The sequence below is a fragment of the Isobaculum melis genome (genome assembly GCF_900111355.1).
Classification (GTDB): Bacteria; Bacillota; Bacilli; order Lactobacillales; family Carnobacteriaceae; genus Isobaculum; species Isobaculum melis.
The window spans coordinates 261755-283691 of record NZ_FOHA01000001.1; the positions used below are offsets into that span (position 1 = coordinate 261755).

The following is a 21937-nucleotide window of genomic DNA, read 5'->3' on the forward strand; positions in this document are numbered from 1 at the left end:
GATGCTGCGTCTGTTTTTATGGCTTTTTTTTAGACTTTTTAATGCGTTGATAGACTGGTTATGCTATGATAAAAAGATAGTATACATATAAAAGGGTGTGAAAATAATTGGCATTAATCGAATTAAAAAAGGTTTCTAAATATGATAAGCAGCAAGTGCTGTTAAATAATGTGCAACTGAACATCGAAGCAGGAAAATGTTTGGGCATTAAGTGTCAAGCGATAACAAGCAGTACGCTGTTTGATATTATTGAGCAAAAAACCAAGCCTTCTAGTGGTGGTGTCGTTTTCCATTCTTGCTCGGTTCTATCTAAGCGGAAAGATGATGGCTTTTATGAAAAAATGACAGTCGGCAGTTACTTACAAATGTTTGCAGTTTTATCCGCAGTTAATTCTGATAGCGCAACGATTCAAGAAGATTTTGCGTTAAATGATTTACTAGAGCAGCCAATTCATTCTTTGAGTGTTGGGCAAAAAAATCGTTTGGCTTTGGCTAGAATGTTACTATTTCAACCAGATATCTTATTAATCGAGAATCCATTGCATGATTTAACGAGTAGTGAAACGGAAATTTTATTAAGGGCTTTTCAAAAGCTACTAGCAAAAGGGATGAGTTTATTGCTTACTTCAAGCTATTTAGAAGAACTGGCGCTTATCACAGAGCATTTATATGTCTATGATGATGAAGGTCTGCGTGTGTTAGAAATAGAAGAAGCTAATCCTCAAACAAATACAGTGGTTACTGAGCTTGATGAGAAGCAGAGTGTCTTAAAAATTTCATGTAAAATAGAAGATAAGATTTTATTGTTTAATCCTAATGAGATTGCTTATATTGAAAGTATGAGTGGTACCAGTCAGGTTTATGTAGCGGGTGTTGCGTATCCTTCTCCTCTTAAAATTAGTGAGCTAGATGATAAGCTAAAGAATTTTGGCTTCTTTCGATGTCATCGTTCTTATTTAGTTAACTTACAAAAAGTAAGAGAGATTATGAGCTTCTCTCGAAATAGCTATACTTTGGTTTTAGCAGATACCGAAAAAACCATGATTCCGTTGTCTAGAACACGGTTAGATGAGATGAAACAGATATTAGATTTTTAAGTACATAGCAAAAGATAAATGAGTGCTTCATTTATCTTTTTTTATGCACCATTCAATTGATTATTTGCACCATTCGCTGATAATTTGTCACAGGGGCAGGGGTTTCTGGCATGATAGAGGTAAGCCAGGAGCGAGCAATATTCCCTGGGAAATAACAGACAGAGGAGTGGCATATGATGAGCAAAGAAGTCAGACTAGCATTAACAAATGTAGTTCAAACATTTGGCAAAAAATCAGCATTAAAAGATATTTCAATATCCGTTAAAAAAGGTGAAATCTTTGGTTTACTTGGCCCATCTGGAGCAGGGAAAACAACGACTATTAAATTGTTAACTGGACAATTGAAACCAACAAGTGGAAGTGTAGAAATATTTGGGAAGCCAGCAAGTGAAATGAAACAAGAGGTTTACCGTAAAGTAGGAATCGTTACAGATAATAGTGGGTTGTATGAAAAGATGAATAGCTATGATAACCTAAAGCTATTTGCAGAGCTATTAGATGTCAAGAAAGAACGAATTGAAGAAATCTTAGAACGTGTTGGATTAGCAAAAGATCAAAAAACTTTAGCTGGGAAATTATCTAAAGGAATGAAGCAACGCCTTATTTTAGCAAGAGCGATGTTACATCAACCAGAAATTTTATTTTTAGATGAGCCAACTAGTGGCTTAGACCCAGTTACTATGCAAGAAATACATGCACTTATTTTAGAATTAAAAGAAAAAGAAACAACAATTTTTATGAGCACACATAATATGGAGGAAGCAACAAAGCTTTGTGATCATATTGCGTTATTAGATCAGGGTAAAATCATGGAATATGGAACTCCGATGGATTTGAGATTAAAATACAATGATGCCCACGAATTTCATGTCATATTAAATCATAATAGAGAACTAAAGCTTCCATATAATGAAGAAAGTGGACGTCAAATTACCGAATGGATTCGTACTGGAGAACTACTTTCAGTTCACTCCTCAGAACCAACCTTAGAAAATGTCTTTTTACAAGTGACAGGAGGAAATAAATAATGAAAACAATCTATATACTATTTAAAAAACAATTAAAAAATATGTTAACGAACAAACAACTACTAGTGATGTTACTTTTCTCTGTTTTATATCCAGTAGGGATGAAAAGTTTAATGCCAGAAGAAGCAAGTCATGAAATGCCCCCTGCTTATTTCATTGGATTTGGCGTGTTATTCTGTGTTGCAATGGTGGGACCCATGATGATGGCGTATCCGTTAGCTGAGGAAAAAGAAAAGCATACATTAAGAGTTTTGATGACAAGTGGTGTCAAACCCGTTGACTACTTATTAGGTAGTTTACTTGCAACAGGATTAGTCAATATCTTGGGTTGTTTGTTTATATTAGTTACAGTCAATGCTACATTCATCAATATCTTCTATTATTTAGTGGGTGTTGTATTTTCTCTGATACCTTCTTTAATCTATGGTGCAGTGATTGGTATCATTTGTAAAAATCAAATGAGTACAGGACTTTTGACAATCCCATTTGGGTTACCATTGATGCTCGTTCCGATGCTTAGTTCATTAAACAGTACACTTGGTAAAATAAATGATTACTTATTTACCGGTCAATTAATGAATTTTCTAAATAAGCTCATGTTAGGAGAACAGCCTTTTACTGTTCAATTCTTTCTTGTAACTATTGTAACTTCAATTGTGTTAGGAATTGTTTTCATGATTTTCTATCGTAAAAATAAATTTGATTAAAAAAAGAGCCTAGTCCAAATTTTTAGTAAATTTCAATTTGGACTAGACTCTTTTTTTGTATTCTTAATCTTAAGGCGTTATTCCTCCAAAATCTTTTAATTGATAGTCCCAGCTATAAGGACGAATCGTTGCATTGGAAATAGGTTTTAAATAGATGGTTACCCAATATTCTTCATTTGTAGTAAAGTTCAAGATGGGTCTGTTTTGTGTAGCAGTTGGGACTATTTTATCTGCTTCATGATGTTCTGTAGCAGTCCCACTAATGGCTTTATCTGTTTTTGCAATATATCCCTCGTATTGATAATATTCAGGAATGGTTGGTTGAATCATATACAACCAATGATCAAAAGTCAGCTCTAACTTAAGCGCTTCAAAGGTTTGATCACTGTCCCTAGTTAGGAGAGGATGACTTGTATTTATTTCTTGAGAAAGGCTCATTAGAGCTGCTGCATCTATATTTTTCCATGTTAGATAGCCTTGATTTGGAATAACTAATTCATCTTTTCCATCTAGAACTACTTGTCTGACATGAAGCTTAGCGATATTTCCACTAATATGTGCGGTAGGTAGATGATTTGTGGCGGTTATCCCACTGCCGTTATCATAATCGAATTTTACTTTGTAAGAACCGACTGCTTCTACTTTATTCAATCCAGTTAAGTTGGTATTTGCTGGATCAACATGATTTAAATCAACTGTTAAATGAGCTAGTGGTAAGGCATTATGATCTTTTTCCCAATCCATTTTAAAGTTCCAAACAGTTGCTTGTGAAGCGGCAATAACTTCTGAACTAGTAATCTTTTTGACTTTTTTGATGGACTCTTCAAAGTCAAAGCCATAGATAACCACATGATTATCTATCATAGTTGTATCATCTGTAATAAAAACTGTAATCACACGTGTTAAATCATTGGAATAGCTAAATGTTAGAGGATAAGGTTTGACTAGCTTTGCTTTTTCTTTGGGAGTGATATTTTCTAAAGCATGATAAGCTACTTTAGCATCCGTGATTGCTTTTAGCTGGTCTTTATCAACTGAAACGATATTTTTTATATTTTTTCCACTATCTAGCTCATCTCCAGTTACTTTATCCCAAGCAAGCATTTTTGCAAGTTTTTTTGCTTTATCTTCATCTAATTGATTTAAGTTATTTACATGAATCGCAAAATTTGAGGCAGCTAAGGCAGTATTTTCTTGGGAAGTTGTCTCATTATCAAGTTTATTTATCCATCTTGAAGTGCTAGACAGTTGACCTTGGCTATCTGTAACAAAATAAGTGACTAATTGCGGACCTCTTTTAGTTGGATCAAATCCTAAAGCTGGCCAATCGATATTTTGTATAGCAGGTGTTAAACCAGATTTGTAATTGTAATTAATTCTATTATTTAACCAGTCTTGGTCATATAAAGACAAACTACTTTCCAAATCAAAACGATCATAGACTTTAATCGCACTTGTATCTGTTAATTTTCCATTTTTAGTTCCAGTAATGAGCCAATTAGAAATGGCTGTTTTATTTTGAGAGAGAATATCGACATCATCAATGTTGATATCAATACTTCCAGGTGCTTGAATAGCAGGTGCGTAGTCATCTGTTACTTTTAAAATACCATAAAGAAAGTTTTTGGAAATAGGGAGGTCGTTTTGGTTTGGTGCTGGATTTTTTTGTTTTACAGACCAACCTGCTCCAATTGAATTGTCTGTTTTAATTTGTTTGATTTCGTCTACTAGTAGTGTTTCATGATTGTCAAATGCTCCTGCTAAAAAGTAGTCTGTCTGAGTTATTGGAATTAAGCCATTGATCACGATTGGTACATTTGTACTAACAGTAGATAGAGTGGTTAAATTAAAATTGGTATCCGTTAAGCCAATAACGACACCTGGAGTATTTTCATAACCACTAAACACACCAGAAAAATCTGAAACATAGCCATAAATAGAATAGCCGCTAATTGATTTTGAAAAATTAATATTAGTCCCTTTTGGATAAGTCTTGATAGTTGAAACGACACCAGTAAGAGTATCTATTTTCTTTAAATAAACTTGATCAGAAACATATTCCATAAAATAATAATTGTCTTTATCAGAAATAGCAGCTTGTACCACAATTTCTCCTGATGAGATATAAGGTTGACCTTCTATTTTTCCAGTCGTATCCCATCGAGTAATTACTTGATGGATCTTTTTATTAGAGACATGAGAGGAGTAGCCAACAATGCCAATATACCCATTTTGTTTATTTTTAAAAGTTCCTGATTGCATTCCTAACCACCAATCATTTGGTTTTATGGGAACAACACTTTCGTAAGATAAAAAATCAAACTCTTTTCGTTCTATATATGTTGCAGCAGAATTGGTGTCTGTTTTAAAAGCATAAAGTTTATTTTGTTGACTACTTATTCGATCGAGATAAGTTAAATCCCAGTATTGTGCTAAATAATCAAGGGATGAGCGATTACGATGTTGTCCATCTAGTTTAAATTTATTCTCATTAAATACTCCTCTTTCTAAAATATTTAAGTCTTTATCGATTTTGATATATTTTCTTTCACCGGAGATTGGTACATAGGGTATAAAGTAAATGTCACCCAGTTGATATAAAGCACCACCTGAAGCATAGGAACCATCAGTTGTACTATTTTTCCATTGTGGGATATTTTCACCAACGAATATTGATTTTACAATATTTCCATTTACATCTACTTTCTCAGCTTTAAAAAAAGAAATTTCTGCTGGCATTCCTGTGCCCCAATTTGAAAAACCTCGTAGATAAATGATATGGTCGTCACTTGTTTTTGTATAACCACTTCCATCATCGTTAATGATAGAGCTTGATGCAAAGATTTTATTTTTTTTAGTCAAGTTAAGTAGCTTAGTATTTGTTTGTACAAAATCTGGATGAGAGCTCGATAGTGTAGGTTCATAGATTTGATTTGAATCAAAAGGAATTTCTAGATTTTTATTACTGGTAGTTAGGTGTTCATCTATATTAATCTTTGGTGAGCCATCATTTGGGTTGGGCTTGGCTAGTATATTTTCTTTTCCAAGTACAAACATTGTGAGTATGAGTAAAAGAACACCTAATAATCGTTTGAATTGCTTTTCCATTTTCGTCCTCCTTTTAAGGCTTTTTTCTCTGAATCATATTGAAAAAAACATGTGTTTATTGCACTTTACAAAGGAGAAAATCAAAAAAACTTCAAAGCATTGCCAAAGCAATATTTTGAAGTTTAAAGTTTTTTTGATTTACATATTTAAAGTATAGATATTTGCTGTTGCAAGTAACACATGTTACTTGCAAACTACATTATAATGAAATAAATTAGCATGTCAATTGCTTTATAAATCGTATGATAACAAGTTTTTGGGTCTATTGTATAAAGGAAAAGTATAATGAATCTTTTATAAACGTTTTTTTACTTTTTTGGAATACCCTAATAACAAACCTGGGTTAGGGATTGAAAAATAAAAGATTAAAAATAAACGATAAAATCTGATGAATAACTCAGAATGGTTACGCATCAGATTGATATTATTTTTTTACCAAATTCACAAAGCCCTGAAAAATAGCTTTCATCATCACATCATCCTGCCAAGCCAATTCTGGATGCCATTGCACCGCAATAATATTAGGCTGTTCCATGCTTTCATAAGCTTCAATCAACTCATCTTCCGCCCAAGCAACCGGTCTAAAATTTGGGGCTAAGGTTTTAATTCCTTGATGATGCAAAGAATTCACCACATGCTTTGTTCCTAAAATTTCTGCAAGCGCACTATCTGGAGCAATACTAACTGGATGGGTTGGAATGTCCACATCATCTTTTGGTTCATGAATGACAGTATGGGGTTGATGCTGGCTTAAATCTTGATAGAGTGTTCCTCCAGCAACAACATTTAACAATTGCATCCCACGACAAACCGCTAAAATAGGTTTACCTTGTTTTAACGCTTCTTCAATTAAAGCTTGCTCAGATAAATCACGTTCTAAGCTGACTTTCCCCAATTTTTCATCTGGTTTTTCTCCATATAAAGCAGGACTAATATCTTGTCCACCTGTCACTAATAAAGCATCAATCAGTTCAACATAATGCTTCACAGCTTGTGGCTTTGAAACAGGAATCACAATGGGTAAAACATGCTCAATCTCTTGTAAATCTAAGACAAATTGATGGGGTGTATAACTTATTTTTTGACCATGAAAAGTCGGGATACTATCGGTTAAGATATTCCCCGTAATCCCAATTTTAATTTTCAATGCAGATCACTCCCTTTGAAGAGCATTTTACAGGATATTTTTTCCTTCGTCCAACTTTAAAGATTGGGGTAAAGCACTTGATAAAGAGGCCAATGTATGTTTAAATGATAATGATTCTCGATTACGATTTACATAAAGAAAATCCTTTGTTATCAAGGTTTTTGTTGAAATGGCAATCGGGTTTTCAGTCGGTAAGTGAAAAATAAGTAAAAATAGATTGCAACAAAAAATGGAGGGAATAGCATGTCAGTATTGGAAATCAAGAATTTACATGTTTCAATTGAAGATAAACAAATTTTAAAAGGTGTGAACCTTACGATGAAAACTGGTGAAATTCATGCCATTATGGGACCTAATGGAACTGGTAAATCAACTTTATCAGCAGCAATTATGGGACACCCTAGCTATGAAGTCACTGAAGGGGAAATCCTTTTAGATGGGGAAAATGTATTAGAGATGGAAGTAGACGAACGCGCGCGTGCTGGTCTTTTCTTAGCGATGCAATACCCAAGTGAAATTGCAGGAATTACCAATGCTGAATTTATGCGTGCTGCCATTAACGCGCGTTTAGATGATGACAATAAAATGTCTGTCATGAACTTCATTAAAAAATTAGATAGCAAAATGGACTTATTAAATATGCCAGAAGAAATGGCTGAACGTTATTTAAATGAAGGCTTCTCTGGTGGAGAGAAAAAACGCAATGAAATCCTACAACTATTAATGATTGAGCCAACCTTTGCAATTTTAGATGAGATTGACTCAGGCCTTGATATTGATGCCCTTAAAGTCGTTTCAAAAGGTGTCAATGCTATGCGTGGCGAGAACTTTGGTTCATTGATTATCACTCACTACCAACGCCTATTAAACTACATTACACCAGATATCGTGCATGTCATGATGGATGGTCGCGTTGTCAAAACAGGTGGCGCAGAGCTTGCAAAACGCTTAGAAGCAGAAGGCTACACTGGTATTCGCGATGAACTAGGTTTAGATATTGAAATAGACGAAGCGTAAGGAGGAGATAAGAATGACAGTAGCAAACATGACAGATTATCTTGACGACTTACGTGCCTTTTCGGTGAGTCAAGAAGAACCACAATGGATGCTAGACTTACGTATCCAAATGTTAGAAAAAATTGAGGACTTAGATTTGCCATTTATTGAACGTGTCAAAATCAATCGTTGGCCTTTACTAGATGTCACCAGACCAGAGCACATTGTAAGCGAAGGCAACTTAAACGCTTTTAATATTCTAGATGAAGCCAAAGATAACGGTATGGTGATTCAATATGGACAAACCACTGTGATGGAACAATTACCGATGGATTTAACTGAGCAAGGGGTCATCTTTACAGACATCTTTACAGCGATGCGCGAGCATAGTGAGCTAGTGAAGGAAGCCTATATGCAATACGCAGTGAAAGCAGACGAAGATAAGATGACAGCTTTCCACGCAGCCTTTATGAATTCAGGCTTATTCTTATATGTGCCTAAAAATGTTGTGATTGAAGAGCCATTAGAAGCGATTTTCATTCAAGATAGCACTAGGACACAAAACTTTGTGAAGCATGTCCTTGTTTTAGCAGAGACAAACAGTGAATTTAGCTATGTAGAGAAATTCTATACCCATGGTGAAGAAAAGAATACAGCCAATATCATTGTAGAAGTCGTGGCGAAGCCAGGTGCAAAAATCAAGTTTTCAGCAGTGGATCAATTAGGTAAGGAAACAACGACTTATTTTAACCGCCGTGGTCACTTACTGAAAGATGCGACGATTGATTGGGCGCTTGGGATTATGAATGATGGCGATGTGGTAGCGGACTTTGATTCGGACTTAATCGGCGAAGGTAGTCACAGTGAAGTTAAGGTTGTGGCGATTAGTACAGGCAGCCAAATTCAAGGGATTGATACTCGTGTGACAAATTATGGCCGCCATTCAATTGGGCATATTTTACAACATGGTGTGATTCGTGATAAAGCTACGTTAACGTTTAACGGGATTGGTCATATTATTAAAGGGGCAAAAGGTGCGGATGCGCAGCAGGAAAGTCGTGTGTTAATGCTTTCTGATAAGGCTCGTGGTGATGCTAACCCGATTTTATTAATTGATGAAAATGATGTAACTGCGGGACATGCTGCCAGTGTTGGTCGTGTGGATCCTGAAGAAATGTACTATTTAATGAGTCGTGGAATTGCGAAAATTGAAGCAGAACGCTTAGTGATTCGTGGGTTCTTAGGTTCTGTAATTTCAGCGATTCCAGTGAAAACTGTCAGAGATGAGCTAGTAAATGTGATTGAAGGGAAGTTGACGAAATGAGTTTAGATGCTGCAACGTTACGCAAAGATTTTCCGATTTTAGATCAAGTCGTGAATGACGAAGCTTTAGTTTATCTAGACAATGCAGCAACCACTCAGAAGCCAACTGCTGTGATGGATGAAATGGTGAACGGGTATTATTATAAGAATAATGCCAATGTCCATCGTGGGGTTCATACTCTTGCTGAGCGTGCAACAGTGCAATTTGAAGCCGCTCGGGAGAAGGTTCGTCGCTTTATTGGAGCGAAGGAGACAGCTGAAGTCTTGTTTACTCGTGGGACAACCACTAGCTTAAACTGGATTGCGAGAAGCTATGGTGAGCTTGCCATTCAAGAGGGCGATGAGATTGTGATCTCCTATATGGAGCATCATTCCAATATTATTCCTTGGCAGCAATTAGCGAAAAGTAAAAAAGCAGTTTTAAAATATATTGGCTTAACAGCAGATGGTCAGCTGGATTTAGCAGACGCTGAGAAACAAATTACGGCGAAGACGAAAATTGTTTCGATTGCTCATGTATCCAATGTGTTAGGTGTGATTAACCCCATTGAAAAAATCAGAGATTTAGCCCATGCTCAAGGTGCAGTAATTGTTGTGGATGGTGCGCAATCTGTCCCTCATATGCCAGTGGATGTTGTCGCTTTAGATGTTGATTTCTACTGCTTCAGCGGACATAAGATGCTAGGACCAACTGGGATTGGCGTGTTATATGGGAAGCGCGCGCACTTGGAGCAAATGGAGCCTGTTGAGTTTGGCGGGGAAATGATTGATTTCGTGAATTTGCAGGACAGCACATGGAAGGAATTACCGTGGAAATTTGAAGCGGGTACACCGAACATTGCTGGTGCCATTGGCTTAGGCGCTGCTGTAGATTATTTAGAAAAGCTTGGGATGGACCAAGTGGAAGCCCATGAGCAAGAGTTAGTGGCGTATGTGTTGCCTAAATTGTTAGCCATTGAAGGATTAACGGTTTATGGACCACAAGACCCAAGCCTGCATACAGGTGTGATTACCTTCAATTTAGACGGTTTACATCCACATGATGTAGCGACTGCTTTGGATATGGAAGGTGTGGCTGTGCGAGCAGGACATCACTGTGCCCAACCATTAATGAAGTATTTAGACGTGTCTGCAACGGCACGAGCTAGTTTTTATTTATACAATACCAAAGAAGATGCCGACCGCTTAGTGGAAGCTATTCTTGCAACAAAGGAGTTTTTCGGACATGGCGCTTTCTAGATTAGATAATTTATATAGACAAGTGATCCTGGACCATTCCAGTCATCCTCATCATCATGGTATTTTGGATGCTTCTACGAATCAAATTGAGTTAAATAACCCAGCTTGTGGCGATGTGATTCAATTACAGTTGATTGTAGAAGATGATATGATTAAGGATATCAAGTTTTCAGGCAACGGCTGTTCCATTAGTACAGCGAGTGCTAGTATGATGACAGATGCCGTGATTGGCAAAAAAGTAGCGGACGCCTTAGAAATGGTGCAAGAATTTTCACTATTGGTACAAGGCGAAGAGCCGAAGAACCTAGATGATTTGGGGGATGCAGCGATGCTGAGTGGCGTAGCAAAATTCCCAGCAAGAATCAAATGTGCCACCTTATCATGGAAAGCTTTAAACCGTGCATTAACCGAAGGCAAACAAACGACTGTTGATGGTCACCTTCATAGAGACGAAGAATAAAATAAGGGAGTGACAGACATGAGCGAAGTACCAGAGTTAGAAGAATATAAATTTGGTTTCCATGATGACGTGGAGCCTGTTTTCAGTACCGGTAGAGGACTAACAGAAGACATTGTACGAGAAATTTCTCGTGTCAAAGAAGAGCCAGAATGGATGCTAGACTTCCGTTTGAAATCATTGGCACAATTTAATAGCATGCATATGCAAACATGGGGTCCAGATTTATCTGATATTGATTTTGAAGCGATTAAATATTATCAAAAATCCAGTGACCGTGCAGAGCGTGACTGGGAAGATGTACCAGATAAGATTAAAGAAACTTTTGAGCGGATTGGGATTCCAGAAGCAGAGCGTAAATATTTAGCTGGAGCTTCTGCGCAGTATGAATCAGAAGTGGTTTATCACAATATGAAGGAAGAATTTGAGAAATTAGGGATTGTCTTTACGGATACAGATTCAGCTTTGAAGGAATATCCTGAATTGTTTAAAGAGTATTTCTCGAAATTAGTACCGCCAACAGATAACAAATTGGCTGCGCTGAATTCAGCTGTTTGGTCTGGTGGAACCTTCATCTATGTACCAAAAGGGGTGCGTTGTGATGTGCCGTTGCAGACTTATTTCCGGATTAATTCTGAGAACTCTGGGCAATTTGAGCGGACGTTGATTATTGTGGATGAGGGTGCCAGTGTGCATTATGTTGAGGGCTGTACGGCGCCGACTTACACGACAAATAGTTTACATGCGGCGATTGTTGAGATTTTTGTGCGTAAAGATGCATATTGTCGTTATACAACGATTCAAAACTGGTCGGATAATGTTTATAACTTGGTGACAAAACGTGCCAAAGCTTATGAAGGTGCGACCATGGAGTGGATTGATGGGAATCTTGGTGCGAAAACAACGATGAAGTATCCAAGTATTTTCTTAGATGGTCGTGGGGCTCGTGGAACGATGCTGTCAATTGCCTTTGCGGGTGAAGGTCAGAATCAAGATACTGGGGCGAAAATGATTCATAATGCGCCGAATACTTCTAGTTCGATTGTGTCTAAGTCAATTGCGAAGGATGGTGGGGAAGTGAACTACCGTGGGCAAGTGACGTTTGGGCGTAAGAGTGAAGGATCGATTTCGCATATTGAGTGTGATACGATTATTATGGATGATTTGTCGAAGAGTGATACGATTCCGTTTAATGAGATTAGGAATAGTAATGTGTCTTTAGAGCATGAGGCGAAGGTTTCTAAGATTTCTGAAGAACAGCTTTATTATTTGATGAGTCGTGGGTTGAGTGAACAGGAAGCGACTGAGATGATTATTATGGGGTTTGTGGAGCCGTTTACGAAGGAATTGCCGATGGAATATGCGGTGGAGTTGAATCGATTGATCCAGTATGAGATGGAGGGATCGGTTGGATAAGGCTGTAAGTATAGGACAGAAACGCTGTTTTAAAGGCGTTTCTGTCTTTTTTTGTTTGTTTAGTAAAACAATAAATAAAGTATTATGTAAGTTTGATTTTTTCCTTCATCATTAATTTCTCAAGCTGATTTTCTAGATTATCTGTACAGATTGAAAAGTCATCCATGAACATGCCGTAAATTCGAGATAAAGAGTGGAATTCTTTGATAATTTTTTTCTTGTCTAGTGGAAGCTGCTTATTGGAAAAAAATTCATCTAATAATTCAAGTATTGCAGTCCATGATTGGAGTTGTTCTAGGGTTTCTTTCATAAGATAAAGGTCCTGATAAGAAATTGCTTTGATTGGCTGTTTGTTTTTTATGTGTAGAATTCCTACTTTATTTTTGGACATTTTTTTTATCCTCTCTTTTCCATTATGGATGGTTGATAAATTAATTTTATCTGTATTACAGATAAAAGTCAATATCTTTATTACAGATATCTATAATGAGTTTAGGTGATGAAATGATGTATGTAAATATTCGATCAATAAGAGAAGATAGTGATATTACACAACAAGAGATGGCAAAATTATTGAATGTATCACAAAATACTTATTCTCAATATGAAACAGGAAAAATTGAGTGGACAGCAAGTTCTTTAATAAAAATAGCCGATTATTTTGATGTGAGTGTTGATTATTTGCTTGATAGGACAGAAAACAAAAAATAATTTATATCTGTATTTCAGATGAAAATGAATATCTTCATTACCAGTACTTATAATGAAAATAGGTGATGAAGATGATTTATACAAATATTCGATCAATAAGAGAAGATAACGATATAACACAGCAAGAAATGGCTAATTTATTGAATATTTCGCAAAATACTTATTCCCAATATGAAACAGGGAAAATAGAGTGGACAGCGAGCACATTAGTGAAGATAGCTGATTATTTTGATGTGAGTATTGATTATCTGCTTGATAGGACGAAGAATAAAATTGTGTTGAAATAATATAAAAAACCTTACATAGTTGTACAGGTTTTTTTATGGTTAGCAAGGTTGTTTAAAACTCTAGTAAAATTTTGTGTTACGATAGAGTTTTTCTAAAGAATTGAAGGTGTTCAACTAGCTTTCAAATATAACATAATATAAAGAACGGGTGTTCTTTTCTTTTTTGTGGTATTATATATATAATCTTTAGTTTGTTAACTTTCTTCTCATTTAATGTAATTATTATATGGTAAAGTACATTTGGAGGTTGTTAAAATGATTGAATTTAAAAAGATGATTGCTCATAAATTAAATGTTAAGAATGCGCTACCTATACTTAGTGGAAGTTGTATAGATTTGGAACATGAAGATATTCAACTAGCATTGCCTTTTTTTGAAAAACATATTAATAATTCGAGAAATCAATCATCAATTAAGCGTTGTCAGTTTGAAGCAATAGAAGATAATGTAGTGCGGAAGTCAATGTCACTTTTAGTTGATGCTATTGAGAACGATGAATATGAAGATATTTTTATACAGGAGTCAAAAAATTTGGCTTTAAATTTGTCTAAACGAATCAAAGATTCCACTTCAACTAGTGATGGAACTTTATTTGTACTAAGTTATAGAAATGGTGAAAATGATTTAATAGGGCTATTAAAGATGGATCCAAATGACGGAGTTCAAATTAATGATGATTTAACCATTACAGTTCATAAGCAAATGCTTCCTTCAATAAATGAAAAACTCCATAAATCAGCATTAATATATCTTAAGGAATATAAGAAAAATGAAGAACATTTATTAGTACTTGATAAACAACAAGGAGTTAATGAGCCTGCAAAGTTTTTTATAGAAAACTTTTTGAATGCGAAAGAACTTTCATCAGATAAGAAGATGACTCTTTATGTTCAATCAAAACTGAGTTCAGAGTTTGACCAAATAATTGATAATATTATTGAATTTGATGTGCAAGTAAAAAATAAACTAGCAACATGTAAAAAGTTTAATATTGATTCCGACTTGGAAACGTTGTTGCGACAAAATCTTAGACCTGAATTTGAGACTCTGGATCTTTCTCCAAGTATTGAAGAATTCAAAGTCTCATTGTTAAAAGAGCAGCCGGATGCTGTTTTTGAATTTACCCCTGAGTTAGATTACGTGAATGAAAATGTTTTTAGAACTCCAGATAAAAAAGTTGAGTTTAGGTTTGCCCCAACACTTGAATTGGAAAAAGATTTTACAATTCAGGAAGTTAATGAAGAGGTTATTATAACAATAAAAAATGGTAGGGGACATGGACTTGAACCTATAAAATCAAGGAGGAGATAAAGATGGAGAATCAATTATTAAATTTTATAGAAACATATAGAGAAAATATAGTAATTGATTCCTCGAATATCTTCGAGCTTGAATTTAATATTGCGCTTCAAGAAATTAAATCAATTGATTTTCCAGAGAAAAGTTCAGATATAGATTATTCATTATTATACAGAGGTAGCTCAGTTGATGAAACGTCAGTTCAAGATTTTATTGAAAAATATGAAGAAAGACTACATTTCGATACTTCTGATGAAAAAATAACTATCTTTATAACAATAAAAAAGGCCCAATTAAATTTTTTTTCTTTTACCAATTTTTATGTTTTTAGTGATGTAACAAATTTTATTAAGTGTGTTAATAATTTAGAAATTGTTTCTTGTGAACATAAATTAATAGTGTTAATTATAGATGATCATATAAAATTTGAATCAGAGTTTATCAAAATAATTAGCTCGGACTTTGATAATACAAATTATAGCTCTTTGATTTGTAATAATGCGTTTGAAAAGTATACTACTTTGAATACACTTTTCAAAGATAGAACGCTAAAAAATTTCTTAGAGTATCCATTAAGCTGGATTGATATGTCTAATGGATTAGATGCTTTTAATGTTAGAAGCATACAAACTTTTTTATCAATTGTATGTAATAAAATATTGGATACAGATCACAGTTCTTTTCTGATACGTGGGTATAAAACAGTATGTTTATCTATAGAAAATGAACCTAGAATATCAAGGGATACCGTTTTTAGTATAGAGAAGTTAACTAATTTTATTATTGATGATAAACGTATTCAAGATAAACTTTTAATTCTTAGAAATACAATGACATTATTCTTAAATAGCGATGAAAATATATCTGGTCTTGACAAATCAATGAAAGAAATTGAAATGAATGTTGAATACAATTTTAATACCTATATTCAAGATAAGATACAACTTTTCTTTGATCAAAAGAATAAGCTATTATTAGAGTTTATTGCTACTGCAAGAAAATTAGAAGAACAAACAAATAGTATAATTTCTCAGTTTAGAACTGTAGTGTTAAGTTTGTTAGGAACTATATTCTTGAGCTTAATGAACAACATAACCAGTGCTAAAACTTCGGCAATAGTAAATATTGTTTTGTTGAGCTACCTAATTTTTTATGTCGTAAATTTCTTCTTAGTACTTAATCATAAAGAGGAAGTAAACGCAATCCTTAGTAGTCTTAGAAAATATACGAAAGAAATTTCAATTGATGGTAAAAATAATTCATTTGAAGAATTAAAAAAAGACTATTTAGATTACCCTTTATCTTTATATAATTGTTACAGGAAATGGGTAATACGATTTCTTTTACTATTAATTGTCGTATTCTTATCACTGTTCATATCAAATCGCATAATTGAGTTATCTTTTTTGAAAAATTTTATTAAATTTATAATTGGATACTGATTGCCGACACTAATTGATCAGTTTTTATTAGGGGAATGAAGTATGGAGATTTAGTTTGAGTACAGTAGTAACCTCAATTATACAAATGTAAAAATATTCTATATGGATTTTGTAACGAACATTATGGATTTTTTATTTCTTAGTGTGATTAAATAAAATATTAGTGTATATATAATTGTGTAAAAAAATGTGAAGAAAAAATCCAGTAAAGAGTTATTTCTGATAAATAAAAAAACTAGCATTCTATTGTGAAAATTGAGCCGACCCCCAAAAGTTAGACCAAAAATCTAACTTTTGGAGGTCTTTTTATATGGCAAAATATAGCTTTAAATTTAAGCTTAAAATAGTGCATGAATATCTAGCTGGAAAGGGCGGTACCCCTTATCTTGCAAAAAAATATGGTTTTAAAAGTAATTCTCAAATAAGAAAATGGATTAATATTTATAAAGAATTTGGTGAAGAGGGACTACTTCGTAGTCGAAAAAACAAAAGTTACTCTGTTCAATTTAAGGCAGATGCGATAGAGTTGTATTTAACAACAGAGATGTCTTTTCAAGAAGTTGCAAATCAATTGGAGATAAATAATTTTTCAATGATTGCCAATTGGCTTAGAAATTACCGTGAGAATGGTTTGGAAGGACTATCAAAACCGAAAGGACGTCCTCTAAAAATGCCTAAAAAAAAAATTGATGAAAAGATTGAACAAACGAAAAATAGTGATATAGAAAGAATCAAGGAATTAGAAAAGCAATTACGCATGGTTCAAATTGAGAATGCCTATTTAAAAGAATTGAGGAGGCTACGTTTGAAAGAACGACACAAGAAAATGAAACTTGTGCGAGAATCATCCATAGTCTCCGAGAAAAATTTAGATTAAAAGATATTCTGGAAACCTTAAGGTTTCCAAGATCAACTTATATGTATTGGCAGAAAAGATTCAGTCGTAAGAATCCAACTGAAGAGATTGAACAAATCATGAAAGAAATCCGAAAACAACATAAAGATTATGGCTATCGTCGAATGAATCAAGAACTTAGAAAACGTGGTTGTATTGTAAATAAGAAAAAAGTACAACGGTTAATGCAAAAGCTGGCGTTACAAGTTCGCTCATTTACACGTAAATCACGCAAGTATAGTTCGTACAGAGGAACTATCGGAAGAATAGCCAAAAACCTTCTTAATAGGCACTTTTGTACTAGCGTTGTTCATCAGAAAATTACAACTGATACAACTGAGTTCAAATATTATGAAAAAGATTCCTCTAATGTTTTACAGATTAAGAAACTTTACTTAGATCCTTTCATGGATTTGTACAATAGTGAAATCATTTCTTATCGTATATCAAAAAGGCCGAATGCGGAAACAATTATGGAAGCTTTAGGAGAAGCTATTGAACGTACAAAAGACTGTCCTTTTCGTCGTACCTTTCACTCAGACCAAGGTTGGGCTTATCAAATGAAAGCATATAGTCACACATTAAAAGAAAAACAAATTTATCAAGGCATGTCCCGCAAAGGAAACTGCTTAGACAATTCTCCTATGGAGAATTTCTTCGGTATCCTCAAACAAGAACTTTATCATGGTAGAGTATATAAAAGTTATAATGAGTTAAAACAAGCGATAGAAAAATATATTTATTATTATAATCATTCACGTATGAAAGAAAAATTAGGTTGGAAAAGTCCAATTGAATTTAGGAAGGAAAAGGAAATATTTGTATAAAAAATAGAGTGGATTTTTTCCACTCTATAAAAAGTCTAACTTTTGGGGGTCACTACAAATAGAGTGCTAGTTTTTAAGTTTGGATAGAAATAATTTTTAGTATTAGATTTAGCTCGCAACTAAATCTAAGCTAACTACATTTTGATAAAAATTATCAAAATCTTGCAACATTATATAAAGGGAAAAGTTGTTACTTCAACATTCAGTTAAACTGTGTCATTCTTTCTTGCTCAAATAGCATAGACTCCTTAAATAATTTTGCAAGGTCGATAACATTCTCTTCAGACAACAAACGAATATACTGCCCTCGTTACTCTTCCTGTACAATAGCTGGAGCATATCCATAGCTAAATGATAAGAATATATTTATCAGTCTACCAGTTCTCCCATTCCCATCGCTAAAAGGATGTATACGTTCAAATTGAATATGACTTTCTGCTAATACCTCAGCTGCTTCATCAATAATTGAAGCTACATTCATACGGAACGTAGTATTATCCACCCACTGTAGCATTAAGAAAGGTGTATCTTGCGGTGTTGCAGTTTGAAAAGTAGAGCCAAGAATCGCATTGTGTATTGTTATGTATTGTCCCTTGTCATATTCTATGCGATCAAGTAATAGCGCATGGAATTCTTTTATCATTTCAACAGTTAGCTTTTGCTTGTTTTCTATTTGTTCTATTAGATAACTAAAGGTGTGTTTATGATTTTCAACTTCGTAAAATTCACGAATACTATAGCCTTTTTCATTAGTTGAGATCACATTTTCTAAAATAATAGAAACTGTTTCAGCTAAACTGATAGTATTTCCTTCAATAGCACTAGAGTGATAAGCGAGACGGATAAGAACGTCTTCTAGATATTCTTGAGGTATGCTCATGTCTATATTCCTCCTTTGAGATGATAGTCTTAAAATGTTGTATTTTCCTGCTGAGCTGTAGTTCTTTATAAAATATATTTTTAATTTTATTTTGCATAATGTTTTTTATTAACCTTATGTGATATATCTAAGCATAACTCATTTCGAATATTTGTGAATAACATTGTTCATTTGTATTTTTACTTTACTAAAATGTCGGTGCATTGATTATATCTTAGTGTTAGGTTTCAGTACATAAAAGAATATCATTTAGTAAAAAATGCTATTCTCTTTGTTAGGAAAAATAAGTTGATGCTTATTCGTTGCTCTAATGCCTAAAACCTTAAACTCGAACTGCTGTCTAGTTTGCCATTCCTGTAACATAGCCATTGTTTCTGAATCACTTGAAATGCTTCTTTTACCAGCATTTGTTTACTAATATAAAAATTTAATGTAAAATAGCTTTAGGAATAAAATCACATTATGGTCGGTAGTCCATAAGTATGAAGAGATTCATATTAGTATCCTGCCCCTCCGGGTTGTCCTTTTCCTGTATTAATTAAAAGGAGGGCATCGTCATGAAGTTAACAATTTATTTCGATGGTAGTTATTGGTGTGGTCTTATTGAATACGAAGGCGTAGAAGGAGATTATAGAGCTTGTAAATATCTATTTGGTGCAGAACCTAAAACGTCAGAAGTTGAAGCGTTTATAGCAAATCAAATGGATTATATCATCTATCTAAATGATCAAAAGTTGAAAAAATCTTCTAATAAGATTAGCGTCAAAAAAGAGAAAAAAAAGAATCCTAAGAAAATGCAGCGCGAAATTAATAGACAAAAAAAGAAACCAATTTTATCTACTAAAGCGCAGCAGTCTATGAAAGAAGCTCAAGAACAATTTAAGCTGATTAAAAGGAAGAATTCTAAAGAACGAAAAGAGCAGATGAAAAGAGAGCAATTTTTGTTAAAGCAAGAAAAAAACTTCAGAAAAAAAGAGGTCATTAAGCTTTAAATGAATTGATAATTCTGTTAAATGCTCTAAAAAATATGAGATAAGTTGTTTGATTTAAAAGCAGTATCATTAGAAAATTTCATAAGAAGATAAAATAAAACTCGTATGAGACTCCTTTCTTAGGTAGTGGCTTCATACGAGTATTTATGTTCATCTGGAAAGTTGGAATTTAATCAATTTTGCTTCTAAAGTGAAGCTAATTGAGTTAAGAACCATATAAAATTAATTTGTACGATGTGATGAATATTTTTTGAAATCAAATCAACAAAGGTTGGAAATCCAATCCATCTTTTAGACATATTTTATACAACTATGGTCGAAAATCACTTGAAATGAGATTAATTTTATATTAGAAAGAGAATATATGGTGGAGATAGATATCATTCATCCAATTTTGAATATTTCTTATTATTTTTTTCAATACAAAAGAAAATCATACTTTAAAGGAGAGTAAGTATTATGACAATTAGGGTAAAAGATCTTTTATCATTGCCTTCTATGAAGCATACCAGATTAATTGGGGGAGACGAGGGGAAAAATAAAGTGGTTTCCTCAATCTCAGTTTTAGAGTCAACAGATCCTAAAGTGCTCAAGAATATGTATTTTAATCATGCGGCTTTTAGAGTAGATGAGATTCTCATCACAGGATTTATTAATAATCCAGATAAAATTAATGAGCAGTGTGAGTGTGTTTTAGGACTTTCAAAAGCAGGGGCAAGCGGGCTCATTATTTTTTATGAAGGTCTTGTTTTGAAAGAAATTGATTCGAAACTAGTTGATTTAGCAAATCAATTGGGGTTCCCATTATTAGTTATGCAGAAAAATAAGATTATTCTTTATGGTGAAGTGATTAGTGATGTGCAAGGCTTGTTGCATAGAGATAGTAAAAAAATAGGTTTATTTTCTAAAGAAATCATAAAAAGGATGTCACTTTCAGAGAAATCTGACCAGAATGGAGACTATCTTTTGAGATTGATTAGTAATAAATATCATTATTCTATTGCGCTAATTACGCTAAATAACGAAGTTGTATTCTCAGCGTCGTGGCCATTAAGTTCAGAGATAGTGTTACAACAGATAAATAATGGTGATGTTGATTATCAAGGAACCAATAGTTATTATAAGCAGCTGTCATTTGAAGCATCTGATATCAAATATATGTATCTTAAAAATGAGTATGGAAATATTGATGAACAGATTGTGTTGGAAATTATAGAAATCCTACAAATTTTTTCAACATATTTCAAATTTAAACGACCAACTATCGACGAGCTAGGTAGTAGCTTATTGAATGATCATATCTTTAAAAGACAGCGCTTAGCAAAATATTTTAAGATAAATCTTGATACAATAGAAAAATTTTGGATAATCACGAACTTGAATCATTCTATTCAACAAGTTGAAAAAATTTCTTTGCTTTTAAAACAGTACTATAAGATTGTAATCGTCTCATCTCAAGATGAAGATACTTATTTCTTTCTTGGAGAAGAACAGATTAAGTTTGATTACCTTGAATTGATTGGAATAGTTAATGATGAATTGAAGAAATTGGACAACTGTAAATTTTATAGGCAATTAGAAAAATTTAGCTTTGATGAATCAAGAAGGCAAAAGCAAGCGTATCGTGAGCATCGACATTATGTTGAAATTATTTTTCCCTATAAACAAATGTACACTTCAATAGATTTAGATTTTATCGAAAAGTGTGTGGTAATTATTGAAGGGGAAAAGCAAAATCTGGATGCATTTTTATATCCTCTTTCTCCATTGTTAGATGAAAAAGAAGAGCGAAGAGACGAGTTATTATTGACTTTACAAACATTGTTATTGGATACAGACTTAATACTGAATAAGGCAGCAAATTTATTAGATGTCCATATAGGAACAGTGAAATATCGACTGAAAACATTGAATAATTTATTAGGCTATGATATACGTCATACATCGAATCTGTTTCCAATTTATTTGGCGGTAGGGCTATATAGAATGATTCATTTTACTAAATAAACAAAAATAGAGGCAAATATTTAACCTTTAAGTTAGTTACTTTTTTTCTGTAGATTGAGATAATGAATGAGCTAGTCGT

At 33.7% G+C, this 21937-nt stretch carries 18 protein-coding genes and 1 pseudogene; 15 read left to right on the forward strand and 4 right to left on the reverse strand.

The annotated features are described in order from the left end of the window. The first annotated feature begins 107 nt into the window (after positions 1-107). From BMW29_RS01305 to BMW29_RS01315, 3 genes are all read left to right on the forward strand, one after another. Positions 108-1097, forward strand: a complete 990-nt coding sequence (locus tag BMW29_RS01305) for a LytTR family transcriptional regulator DNA-binding domain-containing protein (RefSeq protein WP_092649469.1) — start codon at positions 108-110, stop codon at positions 1095-1097. Between the two features lie 176 nt (positions 1098-1273). Continuing rightward, positions 1274-2125 (forward strand): ABC transporter ATP-binding protein, encoded by an 852-nt coding sequence (locus tag BMW29_RS01310; RefSeq protein ID WP_092649471.1) that lies wholly within the window; start codon positions 1274-1276, stop codon positions 2123-2125. Continuing rightward, positions 2125-2832 carry an ABC transporter permease gene (locus BMW29_RS01315; RefSeq protein WP_092649473.1) on the forward strand — a complete coding sequence of 236 codons (708 nt, stop codon included), beginning with the start codon at positions 2125-2127 and terminating at the stop codon, positions 2830-2832. The genes BMW29_RS01310 and BMW29_RS01315 overlap by 1 nt, the downstream gene beginning before the upstream one ends. 69 nt (positions 2833-2901) lie before the next feature. On the opposite strand, the gene BMW29_RS01320 is transcribed toward BMW29_RS01315, so the two are convergent. Both BMW29_RS01320 and BMW29_RS01325 read right to left on the reverse strand, forming a co-directional pair. After that, positions 2902-5940, reverse strand: coding sequence for a hypothetical protein (locus BMW29_RS01320; protein WP_092649475.1), 3039 nt, complete (start codon positions 5938-5940; stop codon positions 2902-2904). Positions 5941-6364: 424 nt separating this feature from the next. Next, positions 6365-7087 carry a gamma-glutamyl-gamma-aminobutyrate hydrolase family protein gene (locus tag BMW29_RS01325; RefSeq protein WP_092649477.1) on the reverse strand — a complete coding sequence of 241 codons (723 nt, stop codon included), beginning with the start codon at positions 7085-7087 and terminating at the stop codon, positions 6365-6367. A gap of 243 nt (positions 7088-7330) precedes the next feature. Between BMW29_RS01325 and sufC the strand changes: the two genes are divergently transcribed. Genes sufC through sufB form a run of 5 tightly spaced genes read left to right on the forward strand, consistent with a single transcriptional unit; the run spans position 7331 to position 12518 of the window. Continuing rightward, complete coding sequence (gene sufC, locus BMW29_RS01330) at positions 7331-8104, forward strand: Fe-S cluster assembly ATPase SufC (RefSeq protein WP_092649479.1); 774 nt, start codon at positions 7331-7333, stop codon at positions 8102-8104. 13 nt (positions 8105-8117) lie between these two features. After that, the gene (sufD, locus tag BMW29_RS01335; protein WP_092649481.1) at positions 8118-9407 is read left to right on the forward strand and encodes a Fe-S cluster assembly protein SufD; all 1290 of its coding nucleotides are present in this window, start codon (positions 8118-8120) and stop codon (positions 9405-9407) included. Further along, positions 9404-10645, forward strand: a complete 1242-nt coding sequence (locus BMW29_RS01340) for a cysteine desulfurase (protein WP_092649483.1) — start codon at positions 9404-9406, stop codon at positions 10643-10645. Before sufD ends, BMW29_RS01340 begins: the two co-directional genes overlap by 4 nt. Beyond that, positions 10632-11105, forward strand: coding sequence for a Fe-S cluster assembly sulfur transfer protein SufU (sufU, locus tag BMW29_RS01345; RefSeq protein ID WP_092649485.1), 474 nt, complete (start codon positions 10632-10634; stop codon positions 11103-11105). The genes BMW29_RS01340 and sufU overlap by 14 nt, the downstream gene beginning before the upstream one ends. Before the next feature lie 18 nt (positions 11106-11123). Then, a complete protein-coding gene (gene sufB / locus BMW29_RS01350; RefSeq protein ID WP_092649487.1) occupies positions 11124-12518 on the forward strand; it encodes a Fe-S cluster assembly protein SufB in 1395 nt (464 codons plus the stop codon). 82 nt (positions 12519-12600) lie between these two features. On the opposite strand, the gene BMW29_RS01355 is transcribed toward sufB, so the two are convergent. Continuing rightward, positions 12601-12909 carry a hypothetical protein gene (locus BMW29_RS01355; protein WP_092649489.1) on the reverse strand — a complete coding sequence of 103 codons (309 nt, stop codon included), beginning with the start codon at positions 12907-12909 and terminating at the stop codon, positions 12601-12603. Positions 12910-13004: 95 nt separating this feature from the next. On the opposite strand from BMW29_RS01355, the gene BMW29_RS01360 reads away from it, so the two are divergent. The 5 genes from BMW29_RS01360 to BMW29_RS01380 all read left to right on the forward strand — a co-directional run bounded on the left by BMW29_RS01360 (position 13005) and on the right by BMW29_RS01380 (position 17979). Then, positions 13005-13229 carry a helix-turn-helix domain-containing protein gene (locus BMW29_RS01360; RefSeq protein ID WP_425431581.1) on the forward strand — a complete coding sequence of 75 codons (225 nt, stop codon included), beginning with the start codon at positions 13005-13007 and terminating at the stop codon, positions 13227-13229. Positions 13230-13300: 71 nt separating this feature from the next. Further along, positions 13301-13516, forward strand: a complete 216-nt coding sequence (locus BMW29_RS01365) for a helix-turn-helix domain-containing protein (RefSeq protein ID WP_092649491.1) — start codon at positions 13301-13303, stop codon at positions 13514-13516. Between the two features lie 255 nt (positions 13517-13771). After that, positions 13772-14827 carry a nucleoid-associated protein gene (locus tag BMW29_RS01370; protein WP_092649493.1) on the forward strand — a complete coding sequence of 352 codons (1056 nt, stop codon included), beginning with the start codon at positions 13772-13774 and terminating at the stop codon, positions 14825-14827. 2 nt (positions 14828-14829) lie between these two features. Then, positions 14830-16257, forward strand: a complete 1428-nt coding sequence (locus BMW29_RS01375; protein ID WP_092649495.1) for a hypothetical protein — start codon at positions 14830-14832, stop codon at positions 16255-16257. Positions 16258-16567: 310 nt separating this feature from the next. Beyond that, a protein-coding gene (locus tag BMW29_RS01380; RefSeq protein ID WP_092649497.1) for an IS3 family transposase occupies positions 16568-17979 on the forward strand; the annotation gives its coding sequence in 2 pieces (ribosomal slippage) (positions 16568-17120 and positions 17120-17979; 1413 coding nt in all). Positions 17980-18181: 202 nt separating this feature from the next. On the opposite strand, the pseudogene BMW29_RS01385 reads toward BMW29_RS01380, so the two are convergent. Continuing rightward, positions 18182-18859: pseudogene (locus BMW29_RS01385) on the reverse strand (Fic family protein). Between the two features lie 557 nt (positions 18860-19416). On the opposite strand from BMW29_RS01385, the gene BMW29_RS01390 reads away from it, so the two are divergent. Further along, on the forward strand, positions 19417-19851 hold the full coding sequence (locus BMW29_RS01390; protein ID WP_092649499.1) for a YjdF family protein: 435 nt from the start codon (positions 19417-19419) through the stop codon (positions 19849-19851). A gap of 459 nt (positions 19852-20310) precedes the next feature. Further along, entirely contained in the window at positions 20311-21858 is a 1548-nt protein-coding gene (locus tag BMW29_RS01395; protein ID WP_092649501.1) for a PucR family transcriptional regulator, read from the forward strand. Positions 21859-21937: the final 79 nt, after the last annotated feature.

Excerpts from the sequence above, each read along its gene's own strand:
- BMW29_RS01310 (WP_092649471.1), top strand. The coding sequence starts at position 1,274 with ATGAGCAAAGAAGTCAGACTAGCATTAACAAATGTAGTTCAAACATTT.
- BMW29_RS01315 (WP_092649473.1), top strand. The coding sequence starts at position 2,125 with ATGAAAACAATCTATATACTATTTAAAAAACAATTAAAAAATATGTTA.
- BMW29_RS01320 (WP_092649475.1), bottom strand. The coding sequence starts at position 5,940 with ATGGAAAAGCAATTCAAACGATTATTAGGTGTTCTTTTACTCATACTC.
- sufC (WP_092649479.1), top strand. The coding sequence starts at position 7,331 with ATGTCAGTATTGGAAATCAAGAATTTACATGTTTCAATTGAAGATAAA.
- sufD (WP_092649481.1), top strand. The coding sequence starts at position 8,118 with ATGACAGTAGCAAACATGACAGATTATCTTGACGACTTACGTGCCTTT.
- BMW29_RS01340 (WP_092649483.1), top strand. The coding sequence starts at position 9,404 with ATGAGTTTAGATGCTGCAACGTTACGCAAAGATTTTCCGATTTTAGAT.
- sufU (WP_092649485.1), top strand. The coding sequence starts at position 10,632 with ATGGCGCTTTCTAGATTAGATAATTTATATAGACAAGTGATCCTGGAC.
- sufB (WP_092649487.1), top strand. The coding sequence starts at position 11,124 with ATGAGCGAAGTACCAGAGTTAGAAGAATATAAATTTGGTTTCCATGAT.
- BMW29_RS01355 (WP_092649489.1), bottom strand. The coding sequence starts at position 12,909 with ATGTCCAAAAATAAAGTAGGAATTCTACACATAAAAAACAAACAGCCA.
- BMW29_RS01360 (WP_425431581.1), top strand. The coding sequence starts at position 13,005 with ATGAGTTTAGGTGATGAAATGATGTATGTAAATATTCGATCAATAAGA.
- BMW29_RS01365 (WP_092649491.1), top strand. The coding sequence starts at position 13,301 with ATGATTTATACAAATATTCGATCAATAAGAGAAGATAACGATATAACA.
- BMW29_RS01370 (WP_092649493.1), top strand. The coding sequence starts at position 13,772 with ATGATTGAATTTAAAAAGATGATTGCTCATAAATTAAATGTTAAGAAT.
- BMW29_RS01375 (WP_092649495.1), top strand. The coding sequence starts at position 14,830 with ATGGAGAATCAATTATTAAATTTTATAGAAACATATAGAGAAAATATA.
- BMW29_RS01390 (WP_092649499.1), top strand. The coding sequence starts at position 19,417 with ATGAAGTTAACAATTTATTTCGATGGTAGTTATTGGTGTGGTCTTATT.
- BMW29_RS01395 (WP_092649501.1), top strand. The coding sequence starts at position 20,311 with ATGACAATTAGGGTAAAAGATCTTTTATCATTGCCTTCTATGAAGCAT.